Genomic DNA, 20342 nt, shown 5'->3' on the forward strand with positions numbered 1-20342 from the left:
CAATGCGTCTATCTTCAGTCATGGTTTTCACCGCGTCATTATTATGTTTTCCCTTGATTGCCAATGCGCTGCCTCTTGAGCAGGACATGGATATTCTGGGTTCTCAGCTAGTGACAGTACAAAATACCGGCAGCGCTCAGGAAATGCATCAGTCGCTGGAAAAAATGCGTCAGGCAGCGGAAGATGCCAGAAAAGATACCCCCTATACTCTGCAGGGGCAGGCTGCTGACAGTGACAATATGAAAGCCTACCGTGCAGGAATTGATCAGCTGATCGCCCAGATTAAGGTCGTGGATGCATTGGCGGTGAACAATAAATTACCGGAAGCTAAAGCCGCGGCCAAAAAACTGATTGAAATCCGCAATCAGAACCACCGTAAGTTCCGCTAACCGCAAAGCGTTTCTGTTGCCCGGGATCCCCGGGCCTGTGACGCACAGACGTTGCTGCGGTTGTGTTTCGGCGAAGGATGATGGCCGGATGCGCTGAGGGGCGTTGTTCTGTCACCTGCGCCGGCAACGTCAGAAAACGGAAACAAAAAGGGGCTGTTCCTTCCGCGCCCGGTCATCCGGTATGCGATAAGAAACAGCCCCTGATTGTGTCGAATGAGTCGAAGCTGACCGGTAAGCCGGGTTCTGTCGTGGACAGTCATTCGTCTAGGCCAGCAATCGCTCACTGGCTCAAGCAGCCTACCCGGGTTCAGTACGGGCCGTACCATGTGAACCCCTATTTGGCCTTGCTCCGGGTGGAGTTTACCGTGCCACGGACTGTTGCCAGCCGCGCGGTGCGCTCTTACCGCACCCTTTCACCCTTACCTGATCCCGTAAACGGGCCATCGGCGGTTTGCTCTCTGTTGCACTGGTCGTAGGCTTGCGCCTCCCAGGCGTTACCTGGCACCCTGCCCTATGGAGCCCGGACTTTCCTCCCCTCCGCCCGTCTCCCCGAAAGGACGACGACGAAGCGGCGACTGTCTGGTCAGCTTCGGCGGCGGATGATAGGGCATTTGACGCCATTTGTCACGCGTCTTCCTGATCTTCCTGCTGATCAAGAGCGTAACGGTATAACGCATTTTTCTTCACGCCGTGAATTTCAGCGGTGAGGGCGGCGGCTTTTTTCAGTGGCAGTTCGCGCTGCAGCAGGCCCAGGGTCCGTAAGGCTTCCGGAGGCAGGGCTTCTTCATCGGCATGATAGCCTTCGACAATCAGCACCATCTCACCTTTACGGCGGTTATCATCTTCGCGGACCCAGTCGAGCAGTTCTGCGACCGGTGCTCCGTGAATGCTTTCCCAGGTTTTGGTAATTTCACGGGCCAGTACCACAAAACGGTCACCGCCGAATTCCTGCACCATATCCTGCAGGCAGTCCAGTAACCGGTGGGTGGATTCATAGAAAATCAGCGTCCGGGGTTCCTGTACCAGGGCACGAAGTGCATCGCAACGACCCTTGGTTTTTGCCGGCAGAAATCCTTCGTAACAGAATCGATCGGACGGTAATCCCGAGGCACTTAATGCTGTGATCGCCGCACAGGCACCGGGGAGGGGCACAACTTTCAGTCCGGCTTCCCGGCATTTACTGACCAGATGATACCCCGGGTCATTAATTAATGGCGTTCCTGCATCTGAGACCAGAGCTATACTTTGACCTGCCTGTAAGCGGCTTATCAGGTGGTCAGCTTTTTGCTGTTCATTATGGTCGTGCAGTGCGAACAGGCGCGCATTGATTGCGAAATGTTGTAGTAACATACCCGTGTGGCGTGTATCTTCTGCGGCAATCAAGTCTGCATCTGACAGGACAGTCAGCGCACGCTGAGTGATATCGCCCAGGTTACCAATGGGGGTCGGGACGATGTAGAGCGTGCCCGCAGAAATCTCTGTCTGATCGTTTTGTTTCATTGTTTCATCCGAATTGCCGATTTAATATTAGGCGTTCTGAGAAAAACATAACCGGATACCGTATGCTTCTTTCAAAAGTGAATCGTCGTAAAGCAGGGCGTTTTGTCCCCGTTGTTCTCGCCGGGCTGATTCTGGCGGCCTGTACCACTCAGGAGCCTCAGGCACCTGCTGTTGATGTGCAGGGGCCGGAAACAGGCACCTCTGCATATTATCTGCAGCAGATGCAGCAAAGTCGTGATGATAGCAAGACCGGCTGGCAATTACTCGCAATCCGCGCGCTAATCAACGAGGGTAAATCACCTGAGGCTCTAAAACAGCTGCAGGCACTCCCTGACAACATGACTGCCGTGCAAAAGCAAGAGCTGAGCTTACTGAAGGCGCAATACGCGGTATCTGTGCATAACGCGACTGGCGCCGTGCAGCAGCTGAAAACGATTGATCTGAGCAGCTTATCTGCCGATCAGCAATCCCGGTATTACCGCACATTTATTGCGGCAACCGCCGCACAACCGACGCTGGATACCCTGCGGGCCTTTATCGCTCTTCAGCCTCTGTTGCAGTCTACTGACGAGCAGCAGAAGAATATTAATGCGACCTGGCAGGCACTGCGCACTATCCCTCAGCAGCAGGCGAATAATTTTGTTATTAATGCCAACGAGAATATCCTGCAAGGCTGGCTCGATCTGCTGGGGGTGTACTACCGCAGCAACAATAATCAGGATGCCCTGAAAGCGGGCGTAAAAGACTGGCAGATCCGTTATCCGGATAACCCGGCGTCAAAAAGGCTGCCTGCCGGATTGCTGCAAAGTATGAATATGACAGCGGCTTCAACGAATACCATTGCCCTGCTGCTACCGTTAACCGGCCCGGCGGCAATTTTCTCGCAGGCCATAGAGCAGGGGTTTGAGGATGCCCGTAACGGTGTACTGGCGCAGACACCGCCACCGCAAACATCAGGAACCCCGACCGGACAAGCGACGCCTGCAACAGCGGCACCGACCGGGACGACTGCCCCGGTCATTGGCAGCGCTGATATGCCTATCAGCGCCACAGGGCCGGCTCCGGCGACTGCAACGGCCAGTCCCCCGGCAGCCACCCCGGCCAGCCCGAATGCGGTAGTCAGCCCTTCCGCCGTATCTGTGACATCGCTGACTGAACCGGCAACGGGTACTTCGTCTGCAACGGCAGCCCCTGCAGGGCAGGTGAACGGTACTTCGGCAACACCGGCAACACCTGCCACGGCACCGGCTAACAGTCAGGCACAAATCCGGGTTTATGATACTAACGCGCAGCCGGTGGATCAGTTATTACAGCAGGCACAGAATGATGGCGCGACATTGGTGGTCGGCCCGCTGCTGAAAGAGAATATACAGCAGGTGGCCAACACGTCCACTCCTCTCAAAATCCTGGCGCTGAATGAACCGGATGGTTTACAGAATCATGACAATATGTGTTATTTCGCCCTGTCCCCGGAAGATGAGGCCCGTGAAGCGGCTCGCCATATGTGGGCACAGAATAAGCGAATGCCGCTGTTGTTAATCCCGTCGAACAGTTATGGGCAACGGGTCGCGCAAGCTTTCGCGCAGGAATGGCAAAAGCTGGGTGGTCCACTGGTTGAAGAGCAAACCTTTGGTTCGGTGGCTGACCTGAAAGCCCGTATCAACAGTAATTCGGGTATCGCAATGACAGGGACACCGGTCACGGTACAACCGGCAAGCAGCACCGCTGCCGGGTCTGCGGTATCAGTGGCAGGTATGACGTTTAATGCGCCACAGGCACCTTCGGAGGCCCCTGTGGCAGCGCCAGGCAACATTGACTCGGTGTATATTGTGGCCAGCCAGGGTGAACTGGCGCTGATAAAACCGATGATCACCATGCGTACCGGCTCCCGCAGCAATATTGCGCTGTACGCCAGCTCCCGGAGTTCTCAGTCCGGAGACGGCCCGGATTTCCGTTTTGAGATGGATGGTCTGCAGTTCAGTGATATCCCATTGCTGTCCGGTGCGGATCCTGCTCTGATGGAACAGGTACTGAAGAAGTTTGATGACGACTATTCACTGGCGCGTCTGTATGCGATGGGGGTTGATGCCTGGACACTGGCTAACCACTTTAACCAGTTACGGAACAGCGCCGGTTATCAGATTAACGGAAATACCGGGATTCTGAGTGCCGGAGCAAATTGTGTGATCGACAGGACGTTGTCATGGAATCAGTATTCTCAGGGACAGATCGTTCCGGTACCACAGACCGGACACTGATCGGTAAAGGGTATGAGTGGCGGGCACGCCACTTTTTACAACAGGCCGGATTACAGTGGGTAGCCAGTAATGTTCGCTACCCTTACGGTGAAATAGACCTCATTATGCGTGATACCTGCGGATGGGTATTCGTCGAGGTTCGTTTCAGAAAAAATGATCGCTTTGGCGGTGCACTGGCAAGCATCACCCGGGATAAAAAACGACGTCTTCTTCGTGCCGCGGCGGCATGGCTTGCCGCCCGTCAGCAAAGTTTTGCTACGGATTGCTGTCGTTTTGATATCATTGCCGTGACAGGAAACGATGTGCAATGGATTCAAAACGCTTTTGATACCGAAATGTAATTATCAGGTGGTTGTGTGCTGGAAAGAATAAAATCTTGTTTTACCGAAAGTATACAGACGCAGATAGCCGCGGCCGAAGCGTTGCCGGATGCGATTTCCCGTGCGGCCCTGACGCTGGTTCAGTCTTTACTTAACGGGCATAAAATACTGAGCTGTGGCAACGGAGCATCCGCCGCTAATGCTCAGCATTTTACTGCAACGATGATCAATCACTTTGAGAATGAACGACCCAGCCTGCCGGCAGTCTCATTAAGTGCCGATAACATTATGTTAACTGCCATCGGTAATGACCGGCAACATGATGAAATCTACGCGAAACAGGTGCGTGCACTGGGCCAGGCGGGTGATGTCTTACTGGCAATATCGACTCACGGCAATAGCCGGGATATTGTCAAAGCGGTGGAAGCCGCAGTCACCCGGGATATGACGATTGTCGCATTAACCGGCTATGATGGCGGAGAACTGGCGGGCTTATTAGGGCCGCATGATGTTGAAATTCGTATTCCCTCGCATCGCAGTGCAAGGATTCAGGAAATGCATATGCTGACGGTGAATTGTCTGTGTGAACTGATTGATAACACGCTGTTTCCCCAGCAGGAATAATTGAAGGAGTATTCATGAAAATATTTTCTGTGTTAGCGGTAGTGATATCCGCTTTGTTATTGCAGGGTTGTGCTGCGGTTGTGATCGGCAGTGCTGCAGTCGCCACAAAAACCGCGACTGACCCGCGTACGGTCGGGACTCAGGTGGATGATGGCACGCTGGAGCTTCGGGTGGCGAATGCGCTGGCGACAGATAAGCAGGTGAAAGCTGCTCATATCAATGCCACAGCATATCAGGGCAAAGTGTTGCTGACGGGTGAAGCTCCGGATCAGTCAGTTGCGGATAAAGCTAAACAGATCACCGCCGGTGTCGAAGGGGCTACCGAGGTGTATAACGAAATCCGTATCGGGCCAAATGCGAGTCTGGGGACTTCATCTTCGGATACCTGGATCACCACAAAAGTCCGTTCACAGCTGCTGGCGAGCGATAAAGTGAAATCGTCTAATGTGAAAGTGACCACTGAGCAGGGGGAAGTTTTCCTGCTGGGACTGGTGACGGCACAGGAAGGCCAGGCGGCTGCAGAAATTGCCAGTAAAATCAGCGGCGTCAAACACGTCACCACCGCGTTTACTTTACTGAAATAACCTCTCTGTCAGGCAGCCGTTCAGGCAGCCGTTCAGGCTGCCTGTTCACTCCCGGAACAGTCAATAATCAGTAACCTGCAGTCGGTCATGGCGTTGATACGCAATTGTTTTTCATCACTTATCAATACACCGTCTCCGCACCCCGCCTGAAGAGAGGGACTCTCTCCTTCAAGTTCCACTCTGCCATACACAGATTGCAGATAGCAACGTGACCCTTGCAGGGGGAAAATGTGCGTCTCTTCGTGCTGTAAGGATAACTGAAAGACCCTGATGTTTTGACGGAGTTTCAGGCTGCCTTGCTGCCCGTCACCGGAGGCTATCAGCAGACATTTTTCGCTCTCAGGTAATTGCAGGTGTTGTAGCTGAGGGGAATTTTGTTCCGGGCAAGTCTGCAACCAGAGTTGTAAACGAACAAGATCGGTATCCGGAGAGGCGTTACTTTCCTGGTAAATGGTATTATCACCGGCAAACAGCAGTGCGTCACCGGCACGCGCATGGGTCATCTGCCCGTCACTGCTGCGGTATCCGGCCTCGCCCTGCAAAATAATATTCAGCACATCCACTCTCGGGAAGCTGCGCGGCTGGAAAGTCGCTCCTGCTGCCAGCACTTCCTGATTAAGCACCTGCAGATAGCCAAAACCGAGTAATTGCGGGTCAAAGTAGTGCCCGAAGGAAAAACTGTATCGGGATTTCAGCCAGCCATAGTCAGCACTGCCACACTTTTCAGCGGCTCTTAACCTAAACATTTTTCCTCCGATCAGTGATATCGCCCATTTATCTTAAAGGGCTGGACGGCGGAATGTTAGCCAGTTAATCTGCCTGCTATATTCAAATTTACTGAAAGAGAATCCGATTGTGAGAGAACGGGCACTGACACTAGAAGCTCTGCGCGTGATGGATGCTATAGATCGACGCGGGAGCTTTGCAGCAGCAGCAGATGAACTCGGTCGGGTTCCCTCAGCCCTCAGTTACACCATGCAGAAGCTGGAAGAAGAGCTGGATGTGGTGCTATTTGACCGCTCAGGACACCGTACAAAATTCACCAATGTCGGTCGTCTGTTACTGGAACGCGGCCGTGTTTTACTGGAAGCCGCTGACAAACTGACAACAGATGCGGAAGCCCTGGCTCGTGGCTGGGAACCCCATCTGTCCATCGTGACGGAAGCCCTGGTGCCCTGTGAACATCTGTTCCCGCTGGTCAACCGGCTGGCCGAAAAATCGAATACTCAGCTTTCACTGCAGACAGAAGTCCTGGCCGGGGCCTGGGAGCGTTTAGATCAGGGGAGAGCGGATATTGTGGTTGCCCCGGCCCTGCATTTCAGGACCTCCAGCGAAATTAATACCCGTAAAATTTACAGCATGATGAGCGTGTATGTTGCCAGTCCTGATCATCCTATTCATCAGGAGCCGGAGCCGCTGTCAGAAACGACCCGGGTAAAGTATCGGGGGATCGCTGTAGCAGATACCGCCCGTGAACGTCCGGTGATTACGGTGGAGTTACTGGATAAACAACAGCGTCTTACCGTGAGTTCGCTGGGGGATAAACGTAAAGCGCTGCTTGCCGGTCTGGGCGTGGCCACCATGCCCTGGCCATGGATAGAAAAAGATGTCGCCGAAGGGCGTCTGAAAGTGGTGAGCCCGGAGTATAAGATCGACATTAATATTATTATGGCCTGGCGCCGGGACAGTATGGGGGAGGCGAAAGCCTGGGCCCTGCGAGAGATCCCGCGGTTACTGACGAAATATCAGACTTCCTCACGGTGGTAACAGAGTGCCGCCTTAAGCTGCACTGTTATCACTCAACCCGCAGCCCTGTGATGCGGGGCGAGCCAGTCATGCGGCAGGGGACCGGGGACAATGCCGGCAGGATTAAGCCGGGAATGACTGCGGTAATAATGATGACAGATATGACGCAGGTCTACCGTATCGGCAATACCGGGCTGTTGATAGATATCGCGTAAGTAGCCATAGAGATTAGGATAGTCGCTGATACGACGGCGATGGCATTTAAAATGAGTGACATAGACGTCATCGAACCGGATCAGTGTCGTCCACAGGCGGATATCAGCCTCTGTCAGCTGCTCTCCGGTCAGATACCGTTGTTGTGACAGGATCTCCTCGGCTTTATCCAGTCCGTCAAATACAGCCTCTGCCGCGCTATCGTAGGCCTGTTGAGTCGTAGCAAACCCCGCCTGATAAACACCGTTATTAATTTGCGGATAAATCCATGCGTTCAGTGCATCAATCTGCGGGCGTAAAGCCTGCGGGTAATAGTCGGGCGTCACAGCATTGTTGCCTGTAAACGCCGTATTCAGCATACGGACGATATCCGCTGATTCATTACTGACGATGGTTTCCTGTTGTTTATCCCATAGCACGGGTACCGTAACGCGCGTCGTGGCCTGCGGATCGGCCTTTTGATACACCTGATAGAGATACTCCAGCCGGTAAAGCGGATCGCCGTCTGCACGGGGAAAATCCCGGGCGAATGTCCAGCCATTTTCCAGCATCAGCGGGTGAACGACAGAAACTGAGATTACCTCCTGTAACTGTTTCAGCTGTCGCATAATAAGCGTCCGGTGTGCCCACGGGCAGGCCAGAGAAACATACAGGTGATAGCGTCCCGGCTCAGCTATAAAACCGCTCTTTCCGCTAATACCCGCCCGTCCGTCGGCCGTGATCCAGTGACGCCATTGTGATTGTGTACGTACAAACTTACCCTGGCTGGCTTTGGTATCATAGCCGATGTCGACCCAGCGACCTTCCTGCAGCATGCCCATCCGGCCCTCCCGGAATGTATTCCTGTTTTATAGAAAAAGTGGGGTATCAGGCAAGACAGAGAATAAAAGGGTGAGACGTTAAATGTCGGTTTTATTCCGGCCTGATGAGAGAAGATCTTTTCAGTCAGCGACTGGCTGACTGAAAAGGGAGCAGATGATCAACGCCGTGGCAATGCTTTGCGGATCATCCGCCAGCTACTCCATAAACCAAATCCACGTTTAGCCCAGCGGACAATAAACGCAGGATGGCGCATAGACCAGACGGCCGCCAGTCCGCTACCGATGGTAATATAACGACGTAGTCCTACGACGGTATGCCACAGAGTGTCATACCTTGCAGTGCCCTGGTACCAGTCACGTTCGCAGGACTTTAAATCCAGGCGTTGTTGCTGAATGAGTACCAACAGGGCATTTTTACGTCGTTCAATATCACGACGGCTCATGACTGACGTTCCTCCAGTAGCTTACGGTCTGTGGAGAGTTCTTCACGGGAACTGCTCAGCAAGGTTGAACGCCGGGATTTCACAATGACCCAGATACCCAGTATCAGCGCCAGAGCAAACAGCACCCCGGTGGTAATCGCAATTGCCATCAGACGATATTGAGGTTCAACAGCAACGATAACCAGAATCATCAAACTCATCAGCCCGAATGCGGTAAAAAGCATGGTTAATCCGACCATCAGTAACATCTGGATCAGATTGGCTTTTTCCTCTTCTAACTCGACAATTGCCAGACGAACCCTTGTCTCTACAATACTGACCAGGGTAGTGACCATGCGCTGGCCGACATTAATCAGGCCTTTTCCAGGACCTTCGTTCTGTGAATGATTGTCCATAATTATCGACGCGAGATAAGAATACCGAAGACCACACCAATCGCCGCACCGATCCCGACACCGTGCCACGGATTATCGCTGACATATTCATGAGCTTTCTGCGCTGCTTCACGAGTGGTTTTGCTGAGCTGCTGACCGGATTCACCCAGGCTTTCCCGGGTCGAGTCCAATGTTGCCCGTGCTTTTTTGTGTAACTTATCGACTTCAGATTTCGACTTATCACTGGCCCCACTCAGCACTTCTTCCAGTGTGTCCGCCAAAGCAGACAGTTCAGCACGCAGATCCTTTGAAGATGGAATATCAGCCATATAAAACTCCTTCTGAAAGATGTTGGTTGGCTCCGCTACGCGGAAAAAAGTACACAGGCACTTAAAAGAGAACGTTCAGGCAGCAGAACAAAGTGTCACTCTTGTCTGCATTATCCCGGGGATCCCGGATGCAGCGCAGCATGGGATACCCTGCTGCGGGAGCACTGGCGCTGAATATCGGCTAAAGCCTGTTTCAGACCATCGATCCTGTGTTGATTGTGATGCTGGCGGGCCAATGAGATTTCATACTCAATGCTCCCGGTTTTATCCTGAAGGCATTGCGGGCTTTGCTGCCCGCAGGCACCGGCAGTGGCCGGCAATATCATCAGAACAGTTAGCAGACAATCTACATTCTTCATCAGGATCCCTCATCCCGGGCCCTAAGTACATGACATCAAAACGTCACTGTAAATTTACCTGACTGTTTTTACTTAGTTATCTGAGTATAGATAGCCATGGCGGAAAGTTCAAAGTCAGGACGACGATGAAATGCAGACAGTCCGGGATTCCGGTGTGCAGTAACCCGGTCAGACGGTGGTATAGGCATCAGATAAAATGTGGCTAAGAAGAAGGCGGGCGGCCAACTGTTGTTCTTCATTGGCCAGATGAATGACCATGCTGTCCTGGTCCGGGGTAATACTTTTTACAGAGATCCCGCTTTCTGTCAGCTGCTGGTAAAGAAAGAATCCGTCTGGCAGGTTCATCCCTTTATGGGTCACCGTAATACGTATGACCGGGTCATTGACGGTCAGACCGGGCATCAGCCGTAGTGTCGTTATCACCATCAAGGTGATGATCACCACAAAAGGGAGCAGCCGATACCCGGAAAAAAGCTTTTGGCGGAACATTACAGAGATTTCCCGCCTTGCTGCGAACGTTTACGCCACAGAATATATAAGGATCCGAACAGACCAAAGACCAGCAGGACCAAAGGTAACAGCATCAGACAAAACATCAGCTGATCTTCATACTTCTGGAAGAGTGGTGTTTTACCGAGGGCAAAGCCGGCACATGTCAGGATCAAAACCCAGAGTAACCCGCTGAACCAGTTGAAAAACTGGAACCTGGCACTGCTGAGCCCGGAGATACCGGCGATGGTCGGAAGGAGTGTGCGGACAAAGGCGATAAACCGGCCTATCAGTAATGCCGATAGCCCATGCCGGTGGAAAAGTGCGTGTGCCCGCTGGTGATATTGTTCCGGAAGGTGAGAGAGCCACTTCCTGACCAGCGGGGTGTTACCCAGCCATCGCCCCTGAATATAACTGACCCAGCACCCCAGACTGGCGGCAACGGTGAGGATAAACAGGGTCATCGGGAAGCCCATAGTCCCTTTTGCGATCAACACGCCCACCAGGATGAGCAGACTATCGCCCGGCAAGAAAGCGGCAGGCAGCAGGCCATTTTCCAGGAATAAAATAATAAATAAAATGCCGTAAATAGCCCATACCAGAGAAGGATCGGCGAGTGTCTCAAAATCCTGTTGCCAGAGTGCATGCAGTAGGGCGTTTAGGGTATCCATTAACTGTTCCTGACCATCATTAATATTTCCGGAAGAAGTCTTAAAGATAACGCATTCCGGAAAAACCGGAAGAACAATGAGGTGATTTATGCTCACTTCACCACTATGACCCCGGGAGGGGGGACAGTGAATAATTGTAACAAAAAATAATCAAAGACAGTAAGTTTAATCGGGAAGAGACACAGAGTTTTACCTGTTCTGCGCGATTAAAAAAGGATATTTACAAGGACTGACATTATCCGCCCTCTGCCGGTCAGACAGTAAAACGGCAACGGGCAGAGGAGATGAGGAAGAAACGGTACGGAAGAGACTCCGTACCGTCACAGACGTTACTCGGCAGACGCCCGACGTTCGGGGGTTTCAGTGCTATCGATGGCGGATTTTTTCATCGCTTCCGACTGACACACGGCGGCGGTAAACAGAATATCGGTGGAAGAGTTCAGCGCTGTTTCCGCAGAGTCCTGTAACACACTGATCAGGAACCCGACCGCGACGACCTGCATGGCAATGTCATTCGGGATCCCGAACATATTACAGGCCACGGGGATTAACAGCAGTGAACCACCCGCCACCCCGGAAGCTCCGCAGGCACATAACGATGCTACCAGGCTCAGGACTACCGCCGTCGGTAAATCGACGGCGATGTTCAGGGTATGGACGGCCGCCAGGGTCATCACGGTGATGGTGATAGACGCTCCCGCCATACTGATGTTCGCCCCCAGCGGAATCGAGACTGAATAGGTGTCTTCATCCAGATCCAGACGCTTGGCGATCGCCATATTTACCGGAATATTCGCGGCGGAGCTGCGGGTGAAAAAGGCGGTCACGCCACTTTCCCGAAGACATAAAAACACCAGCGGATAAGGGTTACGACGAATTTTCCAGAACACCAGTAACGGGTTGACGACCAGCGCCATAATCAGCATACAGCCCAGCAGCAGTGACAATAACGCCGCGTAGCCCCACAGCGCAGAGAAGCCGTTAGTTGCCAGCACCGAGGAAACCAGGCCAAAAATACCGAGCGGAGCACAGCGAATAACTTTACGTACCAGCCAGGTGACCGCTGATGACATATCATTCAGAACCTGTCGGGTGGTATCGCTGCTGTGGCGGAAAGCGAGGCCAAGACCGATGGCCCAGACCAGAATACCGATATAATTGGCGTTCAGCAGTGCATCGAGCGGGTTAACGACAATACTTAACAATAAGCCGCGCAGGATCTCTTCAATGCCCCGGGGCGGGGTAACCCCCTGATGAGCATCCGACAGGCTTAATACCTGAGGAAAATGGAAACTGGCAACCACAGCAACCACCGCTGCGAAGAACGTGCTGAGCAGATAAAGAATAGCAATCGGTTTGATATTCGTTTTCTGCCCCTGAGCGTGGTTAGCAATAGAAGAAATCACCAGCACCAGCACCAGGATTGGGGCGACGGCTTTTAAGGCATGAACAAAGAGTTCACCCAGTAACCCGACGTCGCGCGCACTTTCTTTTGACACCATTGCCAGCAGAATACCTGCAAGCAAACCCGCAATGATCTGTCCAATCAGATTACCTGAGCTCAGCCAGAGCATCAGTTTGTTATTTTTTTTAATCATATAATATTTACTTATTTTTTATGGAATTCTCATTTTCCTGACGCGGTTAGCGCCACTGAAAATAATGGGTCGCGGGCAAGTATAAGTAAAAGATATACATAATAAAGCAGAAATCAGACGGCTAAAATATTCCGGCAGTGTGAAAATCGTTTCAGATGTCGGCTTATCAGCGCTTAATCATGCAGATTAATTTTTCTGTGAAGGATTAGAGGGGGTTTTACACCCCCTCCGGGATATTGTTTTGTTATGGTTTTTGCGGCATCCGACGATTTTTCAGATGATTTATGCCCAGAGTGATCAACAGGATGGCGGCCACCACCGTCAGGGATACGGCGGCAGGAATATGATAAAGCTCCAGCAGCAGCATTTTCACCCCGATAAAGACCAGGATCACGGCCAGCCCGTACTTCAGTAATGAGAACCGCTCCGCAACACCTGCCAGCATAAAATACATCGCCCTCAGACCGAGTATGGCAAACAGATTAGAGGTCAGGACAATAAAAGGGTCAGTCGTGACTGCGAAAATGGCCGGGATGCTGTCGACAGCAAAAATAACATCGCTGAATTCCACCATGATCAAGGCCAGAAACAGGGGAGTGGCATAGCGGAGTCCCTGGCGTTTGATAAAGAACTGTTCACCCTCCAGGGATTCCGTCATACGTATGTGGCGGCGTAACCAGCGGACGATCGGCTTTTCGGTGCTGTTGCCGGCGGTCTCATCGGAAGGGATCGCCATTCTGACCCCGGTGATCACCAGGAAGGCACCAAACAGATAAAGGATCCAGCTGAACTCACTGACCAGCCAGCTACCGGCGAAAATCATGGCGGTACGCAGTACGATGGCACCGAGAACGCCATAAACCAGTACCCGTTGTTGCAGAGCCGCCGGAATAGCAAAGTAATTGAATAGCATAAGCCAGACGAATACGTTATCTACCGCCAGCGCTTTTTCCAGTACATAGCCGGTGAGGAAAGCCAGAGTTTGCGAGGAGGCAACCGCAGGGCCTGCGTGTTCACGTAAGTACCACCACAATGCGGCACCGAACAGCAATGAAAGGGCGACCCAGACCACTGACCAGAGAGCGGCCTGTCTGACTGTCATACCGGCACGATCCCGGCGGCCCTGTAAGCGAAGATCAACTAACAGCATGATCACGACAATAACGATAAAACTGCCCCAGAGGAGTGGGTTTCCTACGCTGTGCATAATGGTGTCCCCGAAAAAAACGGCTGAGATCAGAAGATATCAGCCGCTGTGCTATGACGGGCAAACCTTACCTTCCGGCAAGGTCTCACTTACAACACCGGATTTCCGGGTTGCGCGGCGACCGGTTGTGATACACAACGTAATGACGATCCGCCGGCTTTAAGTTACTCCCCTTTGCTTGCTTCAGGCTAGAAAGAATTACGTATAAATTCAAGTAAAAAATGAAACATAATGAAACATTCTGAACAATCTGATCACTGAATTCCGGTAAACAGAGCCGATTGCCACCGACGGACGACAGTTTTATCATAGCGGTTCTCTCCCCAGGCCCAGGATACTCAGTGAAAGAAGGTAAGTACGTACTCCGATGGATGGCACTACTGATAGCGATTCCGGTCGGATTTGCCGGCGCGATGGTCACGCTGGCATTTCGTCATACCCTTGATTTTTTCAACCGTCTGCTGTTCGGGCGCAGTGATGATATTACTCTGGCGATGCATGCCTGGCCCTGGTATTGCTGGCCCCTGATCGTCGGTGGCGGGGGGGTGATTGCCGGTATTTTTCTGCAATATGCGGTCAGATTAGAGAAAAAACAGCGCATTAATACCGACTATCTGGATGTCATTAATGCCCGGCTGGACGCTGTACCGACCCGCACCTCGTTATTTCGGGCGCTCTCGTCTATCGCCAGTATTTCCAGCGGTGCATCGATAGGGAAAGAAGGACCGATGGTCCAGTTAGCGGCACTGTGCGGTAGTATTATGGGTCGTTTCCTGCCCGCCGCCACTTTACTGAAGAACTGTGATGTCGTGGCCATGGCTGCGGCTGCCGGCCTGGCTTCGGTTTACCATGCCCCACTGGCCTCCGCAATTTTTGTTGCTGAAGTGGCTTTTGGTATTTCCGCCTTACAGCGGTTGATCCCGCTGGTGATTTCAGCAGCGGTCTCGGTGATGACCTTGTGGTGGCTGGGGTACCGCTCTGCACTCTATCCGCTGGCTGATGTACAGTTTAGCGTCAGTGTTGCCAGTGTTGTGACGGTAGTGGCGATTGGCTGCATCGGCGGACTGGCCGGGGCGGGGTTCATTACCCTGGCCGGTTACAGTAAAAAACAGTTTTCCCGTATAACCAGCCTGCCTTGCCGGCTGGCAAGCGGGGGGATCGCCGTGGGCCTGTTAGCCATTCTGTCCACAGATATTCTGGGAAATGGCTATGATGTGATCGTGAATATCTTTCGTGGTCACTACCTGTTTGACGGACTGTTGCTGGTGCTGGTGTTAAAACTGCTGGCCACTTGTTGCTCTGTAGGCTCTTCTGCCGTCGGCGGAATGTTTACCCCCTCATTACTGATAGGGGCGCTGCTGGGGGCGATGTTTACGCTGCTGACGGAGCATCTGGGGCTTGGCGGGCAACCCGGCTGGCTTTATGCGGCAGTGGGGATGGGGGCCGTCCTGGCGGCTATCAGCCAGGCTCCGTTAATGGCAATGCTGATGGTCCTGGAAATGACACTGAACAGCAGCCTGCTGTTCCCGCTGATGATAGCGACGGTACTGGCCACGATGGTAACTTATCGTTTGCAGTCAGCCGTGACTTATCCGCTGATCACTACCCATTTTTCCCGTGCAGAAGCGAAGTTTGATTTTGATAACACCGCGATTGCTGAACTGATCATCCCCGGAGCCGCTATTTTGCCGGGAACCCCGGTCAGCGATGCTCTGGCGATCAGTACACTGAAGCGTGAACGCTACGTCTATGTCATTAATGAAAGCGGGCGCTTCCTGGGTGTGGTTTCCATTCATGAAATCGCTGCCAGTGTACTTTCTCAGAAAATTACGTCAGATTCCCCGGTCAGTGCCGTGATGGATAACGAGTTTCCGTATGTCTGTCAGGGACAGAGTCTGCGGGAAGGCTGGGAGGCTTTTGAGAAAGTCACGTTAGAGCGTTTGCCGGTACTGAGCAGTGATACCGAACGCTATTTTCTGGGAGCGCTGACGAAAACCAGTCTGATACGTAAAGCCGGGGCGTTTATCTGAGCCTGGCTGGCCGGTCTTTGCTGTTGGGTTTATCGGCTAAAGCCAGTATACTGCGCCCCTTTTCACAAGCCCCTCTTTGCCAGACCCGTGCCGGAGATATCATGACCCTATTTGAAATGAGTGATTATTCACTTAACCTGCAACGCTTCCCGCGGACAGGCGATGACAGTGCTTTACAGGCCTGGGATGCCGCAGATGAATATCTGTTACAGCAGGAGATACCTCAGGGGCCGGTGTTCGTCTTTAATGACAACTTCGGTGCGCTGACCTGTGCGCTGGTCCATCAGGGGCGTCAGGTCTGGCATATCAGCGACTCACTGAACAGCCAGCAGTCGGCACAGCAGAACCTGGCACTGAATGGCCTGGATGAAAGCAATGTCACGTTTATCGACAGCATGACGGCGCTGCCGTTAACGCCAGCCGTGGTACTGATTAAAGTGCCTAAGACCCTGGCACTGCTGGAATTCCAGCTCGGGACGCTGCGTGAGGTGCTGCAGCCTGAAACAGTGATCATTGCCGGGGCGAAAGCGAAGGATATCCATAACTCCACGCTGGCGTTGTTTGAACGTATTATCGGCGAAACAAAAACTTCACTGGCAAAGAAAAAGGCACGACTCATTTTCAGTCGCTTCACGGTAGCGGAAATGACCCCGCGTGATGTTACAGAGCGCTGGCCGCTGGAAGGTACCCCGTATATTATCCATAACCACGCGAATGTATTTTCCCGTCAGTCGCTGGATATCGGTGCCCGTTTCTTTATGCGCCATCTGCCACGCGGTCTGGAAGGGGATATTATTGACCTCGGCTGTGGTAACGGCGTGATCGGCCTGAAAGCGCTGGCGGATAACCCTGACGCTTGTGTTCACTTTGTGGATGAGTCCTGGATGGCCGTTGCCTCGGCACAGATTAACGCGGAAACGAATCTGCCCCATGAGCTTTCCCGTTGTCGCTTCACGGTGAACAATGTGCTGAGTGGTTTTGCCCCGGACAGCTATTCGGCGGTTTTATGCAACCCGCCATTCCACCAGCAAAATGCGATCACTGAACATGTCGCCTGGCAGATGTTCCGTGATGCGTTCCGTTGTCTGCAATACGGCGGGGAATTAAGGATTGTTGCCAACCGTCACCTCGACCATGATCGTAAACTGAAAAAACTTTTCGGTAACTGTCAGGTGGTGGGGTCTGATACTAAATTTGTGGTGCTGCGTTCCGTTAAACTCCGCTAAACAACACGAGACCGGGAAGGCCACCGTGTGTGGCCTGCCCGGTCTTCCGGGCGTCGATAAAAGCCGGTACGTCCCGGCGAAAGCACACATCTTCCGGTAACACCGTTTCTTTCGCGGCGTCCTGCCTCTTCCTGTTAACGTTAGCGCCTCCGGCGAAGGCCGCTGCCTCCTGTTCCGCTCCCCGTCGTCAGTCTGCCCCCGGCAACGGCACGGAATGTTCACTGGCAATCCATGAGAAGCGTAACTGATAGCCTTCATCCGTATGGGTATTACGCCGGTAACTGGCCCCCGGCTCTGCCATACAGTAAGTGCACTGGTTCAGGTTATCTATCCGTGATGCCGCAACCCCTTCCTGTAGCAACATTTGCGTTGCCAGGGCCGGTAAATCCAGCCAGAACGCGGGTTGTGTGACGGGCGCTGTCGGGCGTCGGGCGAGGGGATTCACCGCCGGATGGAAAGCGCCGGGGATCGGATCCCTGACGTAACGGCAGGCTTTAATTTCTTCAAACAGGGGTAACCCCAGTTCATAGCAACAGGGGCCTATCGCCGGACCGATTGCGATATAAAGATCAGACGCTGCCGAACCCTCTGCAAAAAAACGGCTCAGAGTCTGTTGCAGTATACCGGCCAGCGTCCCTTTCAGCCCCGCATGCGCCGCCGCCACCTGATGTGTTTTCTCCGAAGCGATAAGTACCGGTAAACAGTCGGCAGTATAGATCGCGACCGGTTGTCCGTGATGGCTGAACAACGCATCTGCCACGGATTGTTTAGGGGGGAAATTACTGTCTGCGGGGCAGACGGTGTCAGTATGGCGTTGCAGTGCGTAGGCCGTGTTATCGGGAGGGCGCTGGCCTGCAGGTAAAAAACCATGCCTGACCCACCCGAGAGAGAGGAGAAGGGGCGATTGCTGAGCTGCGGACGAAGGAAGGGACATAGGCATTTCCTGTTGAATAATTTCATTCAGCGATTGCATTTATAGTGAAGATACTGCGATAGTCCTTACGGGGTCAATGATTGAATATTAACAATAAGATGAGGAAATTTAATGAAAAAGCGCTGGCTTTTAACCTTACCTGCGCTGGTGGTTCTTGGACTATCCGGCTGTGCGCAAAACACACAACAACGACTCAATGACCAGACAGTCACTGCCGTGAACTGGATGCAGCAATCCGGTGAATATCAGGCACTGACCTGGCAGGCGTTCAATGCAGCGACGGCAGCGTTCGATCATGCCACCTCGCTGACCGGTAAACCGAAAGCGGTGATTGTCGACCTGGATGAAACCATGCTGGATAACAGCGCCTATTCAGCCTGGCAGGCGAAGAACGGTAAGTCTTTCAGTGATGCAACCTGGTCAGCCTGGACACAGGCGAAGCAAGCCCGTGCAATTCCGGGTGCGGTAGAATTTGCCCGTTATGTCGATAGCCATGGCGGTACGGTGTTCTATGTCTCTAACCGTGATCAGAAAGATTATCAGGCTACTGTCGAAAATATGCAGGCACTGGGCTTTCCTGGTGTGAACGAAAAAACCGTGTTCCTGAGCACCGGTTCTTCTAATAAGCAGGCCCGTTTTGACCAGATCACCCAATCCGGAGCGAATGTGGTGCTGTATATCGGTGATAACCTGAATGACTTTGGCGGAGCGACCTGGCATAAAGACAATGCTGAACGTCGTAATTTTGTCAGCCGTAACCATCAGTTGTTTGGTACCCGTTTTATTATTCTGCCAAACGCAGAGTACGGTGACTGGGAAAGCGGAATGGCGCCTGGTTATAATTCTCTGACTGACCAGCAGAAGATTGATGTCCGTGAGCAGCATCTGCGTGCATGGGACGGAAAATAAGCGTTAATTTTTAGGACGGCATCCCCTGGCCTGACGTCTTTTGCAACGTCCGGCCAGGTGAGTTACCTGTAAGCTCAAACGCAGTGGCAGAAACCGGACAACACCTGTCTGGCAGGAGCCTGCCAGACAGGTACAGAGTGACATGGCTTAGTGGTCAAAGGCCGATGTCATTTGCTTATCCTGCTCATGCCGGTCAAAAGCCAGTTCGATCAGCCGGGTGATCAGCTCACTGTATCCGAGGCCGCTGGCCTGCCAAAGCTTAGGGTACATACTGATGTTGGTGAACCCGGGTAATGTATTGATTTCGTTTATAATCACCTGGTCATCCGGGGTCAGGAACACATCGACACGAGCCATTCCACAACACTCCAGTGCCTGAAACGCCTGCAGTGCAATTTCGCGGATGCGGGTATCGGCTTCCGGGGTTATCTCTGCCGGCACCACGACCTGTGCACCTTTTTCATTGATGTACTTGGTCTGATAAGAATAAAACTCATCACTGAGTACGATTTCGCCACAGTGGCTGGCTTCAGGCTGGTCGTTGCCCAGCACCGCACATTCGATTTCGCGTCCGACGATACCGGTTTCGATCAGCACCTTACGGTCATACCGGAAGGCTTCCTGCAGCGCAGGCAGTAATTCGCCGGCATGGTGAACCTTACTCACCCCGACAGAAGAGCCCTGATTCGCCGGTTTCACAAACAGTGGCAGCCCCAGCTCCGCAATCACCGCGGCCGGATCGATCGCTTCCTGACGGTTACGGTACGCGGTAATGAAAGGTGCAACCTGTAATCCGGCATCCCGTAACAGGCGTTTAGTGACTTCCTTATCCATACTGACCGCAGAGCCGAGGACGCCGGAACCGACAAAGGGCAGATTGGCCATCCGCAGCAGTCCCTGAAGTGAACCGTCTTCACCCAGCGTGCCGTGGACTATGGGGAAGATCACATCTACCTGCGGCACAGGTGCCAGAGCATTACGCTCAACTAACTGTTGCTGTTCCTTACCCGGAACTAATGCGACCTCGCGGGCAGAGCGGTTCAGCGCAATATGCTGAGGGTCATGAGCATGCAGTAAGAAGTCAGACTGCTCATTCAGTTGCCAGTATCCCTGCTTATTAATCCCCAGAAGCACAACTTCAAATTTTGTTTTATCAATAGCATCAATGATATTTTTGGCTGACTGTAATGAGACTTCATGCTCAGCCGATTTCCCACCAAAAATAATTCCTACACGTTGTTTTGTCATTCTGGTCTGCCTGAATAGCCTGGTACAAAGGCACAACATACCATGCAGCGAAAGGCGACAACAGTATTCT

Annotated in this window: 22 protein-coding genes and 1 other RNA gene; 9 read left to right on the plus strand and 14 right to left on the minus strand. The window is 52.8% G+C overall.

Annotated features, from left to right (window positions below):
• Positions 1-2 precede the first annotated feature (2 nt).
• On the plus strand, positions 3-389 hold the full coding sequence (gene cybC / locus CG67_RS00965; protein WP_025901111.1) for a cytochrome b562: 387 nt from the start codon (positions 3-5) through the stop codon (positions 387-389).
• 216 nt (positions 390-605) lie between these two features.
• Here the strand turns inward: cybC and rnpB are convergent.
• An RNA gene (rnpB, locus tag CG67_RS02030) (RNase P RNA component class A) lies at positions 606-980 on the minus strand.
• A 33-nt stretch (positions 981-1013) separates the two neighbouring features.
• The gene (rsmI, locus tag CG67_RS00970; RefSeq protein ID WP_025901112.1) at positions 1014-1889 is read right to left on the minus strand and encodes a 16S rRNA (cytidine(1402)-2'-O)-methyltransferase; all 876 of its coding nucleotides are present in this window, start codon (positions 1887-1889) and stop codon (positions 1014-1016) included.
• A gap of 62 nt (positions 1890-1951) precedes the next feature.
• Between rsmI and CG67_RS00975 the strand changes: the two genes are divergently transcribed.
• From CG67_RS00975 to dolP, 4 genes are read left to right on the plus strand one after another with little or no spacing between them, the layout of a single operon-like run.
• Positions 1952-4147, plus strand: a complete 2196-nt coding sequence (locus CG67_RS00975; protein ID WP_025901113.1) for a penicillin-binding protein activator — start codon at positions 1952-1954, stop codon at positions 4145-4147.
• Entirely contained in the window at positions 4093-4488 is a 396-nt protein-coding gene (locus CG67_RS00980; protein WP_025901114.1) for a YraN family protein, read from the plus strand. The genes CG67_RS00975 and CG67_RS00980 overlap by 55 nt, the downstream gene beginning before the upstream one ends.
• Positions 4489-4503: 15 nt before the next feature.
• The gene (gene diaA / locus CG67_RS00985; protein WP_025901115.1) at positions 4504-5091 is read left to right on the plus strand and encodes a DnaA initiator-associating protein DiaA; all 588 of its coding nucleotides are present in this window, start codon (positions 4504-4506) and stop codon (positions 5089-5091) included.
• A gap of 14 nt (positions 5092-5105) precedes the next feature.
• Positions 5106-5675: a division/outer membrane stress-associated lipid-binding lipoprotein gene (dolP, locus tag CG67_RS00990; protein WP_025901116.1), complete on the plus strand. Its 570-nt coding sequence runs from the start codon at positions 5106-5108 to the stop codon at positions 5673-5675.
• 32 nt (positions 5676-5707) lie between these two features.
• Here the strand turns inward: dolP and CG67_RS00995 are convergent, their stop codons facing one another.
• Positions 5708-6421, minus strand: coding sequence for a pirin family protein (locus CG67_RS00995; RefSeq protein ID WP_025901117.1), 714 nt, complete (start codon positions 6419-6421; stop codon positions 5708-5710).
• A 106-nt stretch (positions 6422-6527) separates the two neighbouring features.
• Here CG67_RS00995 and CG67_RS01000 point away from each other — a divergent pair, with 106 nt between their 5' ends.
• Positions 6528-7442, plus strand: a complete 915-nt coding sequence (locus CG67_RS01000) for a LysR family transcriptional regulator (RefSeq protein WP_025901118.1) — start codon at positions 6528-6530, stop codon at positions 7440-7442.
• A gap of 32 nt (positions 7443-7474) precedes the next feature.
• Here the strand turns inward: CG67_RS01000 and CG67_RS01005 are convergent, their stop codons facing one another.
• The 9 genes from CG67_RS01005 to CG67_RS01045 all read right to left on the minus strand — a co-directional run bounded on the left by CG67_RS01005 (position 7475) and on the right by CG67_RS01045 (position 13925).
• Positions 7475-8455, minus strand: coding sequence for a glutathione S-transferase family protein (locus tag CG67_RS01005; RefSeq protein WP_025901119.1), 981 nt, complete (start codon positions 8453-8455; stop codon positions 7475-7477).
• A 158-nt stretch (positions 8456-8613) separates the two neighbouring features.
• Positions 8614-8898: a YqjK-like family protein gene (locus CG67_RS01010; protein ID WP_025901120.1), complete on the minus strand. Its 285-nt coding sequence runs from the start codon at positions 8896-8898 to the stop codon at positions 8614-8616.
• Positions 8895-9293, minus strand: a complete 399-nt coding sequence (locus CG67_RS01015) for a phage holin family protein (RefSeq protein WP_025901121.1) — start codon at positions 9291-9293, stop codon at positions 8895-8897. The genes CG67_RS01010 and CG67_RS01015 overlap by 4 nt, the downstream gene beginning before the upstream one ends.
• 2 nt (positions 9294-9295) lie before the next feature.
• Positions 9296-9601, minus strand: coding sequence for a YqjD family protein (locus CG67_RS01020; protein ID WP_025901122.1), 306 nt, complete (start codon positions 9599-9601; stop codon positions 9296-9298).
• Positions 9602-9711: 110 nt separating this feature from the next.
• Complete coding sequence (locus CG67_RS01025) at positions 9712-9960, minus strand: DUF1090 family protein (RefSeq protein WP_025901123.1); 249 nt, start codon at positions 9958-9960, stop codon at positions 9712-9714.
• Between the two features lie 168 nt (positions 9961-10128).
• On the minus strand, positions 10129-10449 hold the full coding sequence (gene mzrA, locus CG67_RS01030) for an EnvZ/OmpR regulon moderator MzrA (RefSeq protein WP_025901124.1): 321 nt from the start codon (positions 10447-10449) through the stop codon (positions 10129-10131).
• On the minus strand, positions 10449-11120 hold the full coding sequence (locus CG67_RS01035; protein WP_025901125.1) for a DedA family protein: 672 nt from the start codon (positions 11118-11120) through the stop codon (positions 10449-10451). The genes mzrA and CG67_RS01035 overlap by 1 nt, the downstream gene beginning before the upstream one ends.
• Positions 11121-11449: 329 nt before the next feature.
• Positions 11450-12718, minus strand: a complete 1269-nt coding sequence (gene sstT, locus CG67_RS01040; protein ID WP_025901126.1) for a serine/threonine transporter SstT — start codon at positions 12716-12718, stop codon at positions 11450-11452.
• Positions 12719-12962: 244 nt separating this feature from the next.
• Complete coding sequence (locus CG67_RS01045) at positions 12963-13925, minus strand: TerC family protein (protein WP_025901127.1); 963 nt, start codon at positions 13923-13925, stop codon at positions 12963-12965.
• Positions 13926-14266: 341 nt separating this feature from the next.
• Between CG67_RS01045 and CG67_RS01050 the strand changes: the two genes are divergently transcribed.
• Both CG67_RS01050 and rlmG read left to right on the plus strand, forming a co-directional pair.
• Entirely contained in the window at positions 14267-15955 is a 1689-nt protein-coding gene (locus CG67_RS01050) for a chloride channel protein (protein WP_025901128.1), read from the plus strand.
• A gap of 101 nt (positions 15956-16056) precedes the next feature.
• Positions 16057-17181: a 23S rRNA (guanine(1835)-N(2))-methyltransferase RlmG gene (rlmG, locus tag CG67_RS01055; RefSeq protein WP_025901129.1), complete on the plus strand. Its 1125-nt coding sequence runs from the start codon at positions 16057-16059 to the stop codon at positions 17179-17181.
• A 187-nt stretch (positions 17182-17368) separates the two neighbouring features.
• On the opposite strand, the gene CG67_RS01060 is transcribed toward rlmG, so the two are convergent.
• Positions 17369-18115 carry a polyphenol oxidase family protein gene (locus CG67_RS01060; protein ID WP_025901130.1) on the minus strand — a complete coding sequence of 249 codons (747 nt, stop codon included), beginning with the start codon at positions 18113-18115 and terminating at the stop codon, positions 17369-17371.
• A gap of 111 nt (positions 18116-18226) precedes the next feature.
• On the opposite strand from CG67_RS01060, the gene CG67_RS01065 reads away from it, so the two are divergent.
• Positions 18227-19024: a 5'-nucleotidase, lipoprotein e(P4) family gene (locus CG67_RS01065; RefSeq protein ID WP_025901131.1), complete on the plus strand. Its 798-nt coding sequence runs from the start codon at positions 18227-18229 to the stop codon at positions 19022-19024.
• Positions 19025-19171: 147 nt separating this feature from the next.
• Here CG67_RS01065 and ddlA read toward each other — a convergent pair whose 3' ends face one another.
• A complete protein-coding gene (gene ddlA, locus CG67_RS01070) occupies positions 19172-20272 on the minus strand; it encodes a D-alanine--D-alanine ligase (RefSeq protein WP_025901132.1) in 1101 nt (366 codons plus the stop codon).
• Positions 20273-20342: the final 70 nt, after the last annotated feature.

This window comes from Tatumella sp. UCD-D_suzukii (assembly GCF_000611875.2).
Taxonomy (GTDB): Bacteria; Pseudomonadota; Gammaproteobacteria; order Enterobacterales; family Enterobacteriaceae; genus Tatumella; species Tatumella ptyseos.

Bases quoted from the DNA above. Each gene is read 5' to 3' on its own strand.
- CG67_RS01005 (WP_025901119.1), bottom strand. From the start codon at position 8,455: ATGGGCATGCTGCAGGAAGGTCGCTGGGTCGACATCGGCTATGATACC.
- mzrA (WP_025901124.1), bottom strand. From the start codon at position 10,449: ATGTTCCGCCAAAAGCTTTTTTCCGGGTATCGGCTGCTCCCTTTTGTG.
- CG67_RS01035 (WP_025901125.1), bottom strand. From the start codon at position 11,120: ATGGATACCCTAAACGCCCTACTGCATGCACTCTGGCAACAGGATTTT.
- rsmI (WP_025901112.1), bottom strand. From the start codon at position 1,889: ATGAAACAAAACGATCAGACAGAGATTTCTGCGGGCACGCTCTACATC.
- CG67_RS01045 (WP_025901127.1), bottom strand. From the start codon at position 13,925: ATGCACAGCGTAGGAAACCCACTCCTCTGGGGCAGTTTTATCGTTATT.
- CG67_RS01010 (WP_025901120.1), bottom strand. From the start codon at position 8,898: ATGAGCCGTCGTGATATTGAACGACGTAAAAATGCCCTGTTGGTACTC.
- cybC (WP_025901111.1), top strand. From the start codon at position 3: ATGCGTCTATCTTCAGTCATGGTTTTCACCGCGTCATTATTATGTTTT.
- dolP (WP_025901116.1), top strand. From the start codon at position 5,106: ATGAAAATATTTTCTGTGTTAGCGGTAGTGATATCCGCTTTGTTATTG.
- ddlA (WP_025901132.1), bottom strand. From the start codon at position 20,272: ATGACAAAACAACGTGTAGGAATTATTTTTGGTGGGAAATCGGCTGAG.
- CG67_RS01025 (WP_025901123.1), bottom strand. From the start codon at position 9,960: ATGAAGAATGTAGATTGTCTGCTAACTGTTCTGATGATATTGCCGGCC.
- CG67_RS00975 (WP_025901113.1), top strand. From the start codon at position 1,952: ATGCTTCTTTCAAAAGTGAATCGTCGTAAAGCAGGGCGTTTTGTCCCC.
- CG67_RS01020 (WP_025901122.1), bottom strand. From the start codon at position 9,601: ATGGCTGATATTCCATCTTCAAAGGATCTGCGTGCTGAACTGTCTGCT.
- CG67_RS01065 (WP_025901131.1), top strand. From the start codon at position 18,227: ATGAAAAAGCGCTGGCTTTTAACCTTACCTGCGCTGGTGGTTCTTGGA.
- rlmG (WP_025901129.1), top strand. From the start codon at position 16,057: ATGACCCTATTTGAAATGAGTGATTATTCACTTAACCTGCAACGCTTC.
- CG67_RS00995 (WP_025901117.1), bottom strand. From the start codon at position 6,421: ATGTTTAGGTTAAGAGCCGCTGAAAAGTGTGGCAGTGCTGACTATGGC.
- sstT (WP_025901126.1), bottom strand. From the start codon at position 12,718: ATGATTAAAAAAAATAACAAACTGATGCTCTGGCTGAGCTCAGGTAAT.
- CG67_RS01060 (WP_025901130.1), bottom strand. From the start codon at position 18,115: ATGTCCCTTCCTTCGTCCGCAGCTCAGCAATCGCCCCTTCTCCTCTCT.
- CG67_RS01015 (WP_025901121.1), bottom strand. From the start codon at position 9,293: ATGGACAATCATTCACAGAACGAAGGTCCTGGAAAAGGCCTGATTAAT.
- CG67_RS00980 (WP_025901114.1), top strand. From the start codon at position 4,093: ATGGAATCAGTATTCTCAGGGACAGATCGTTCCGGTACCACAGACCGG.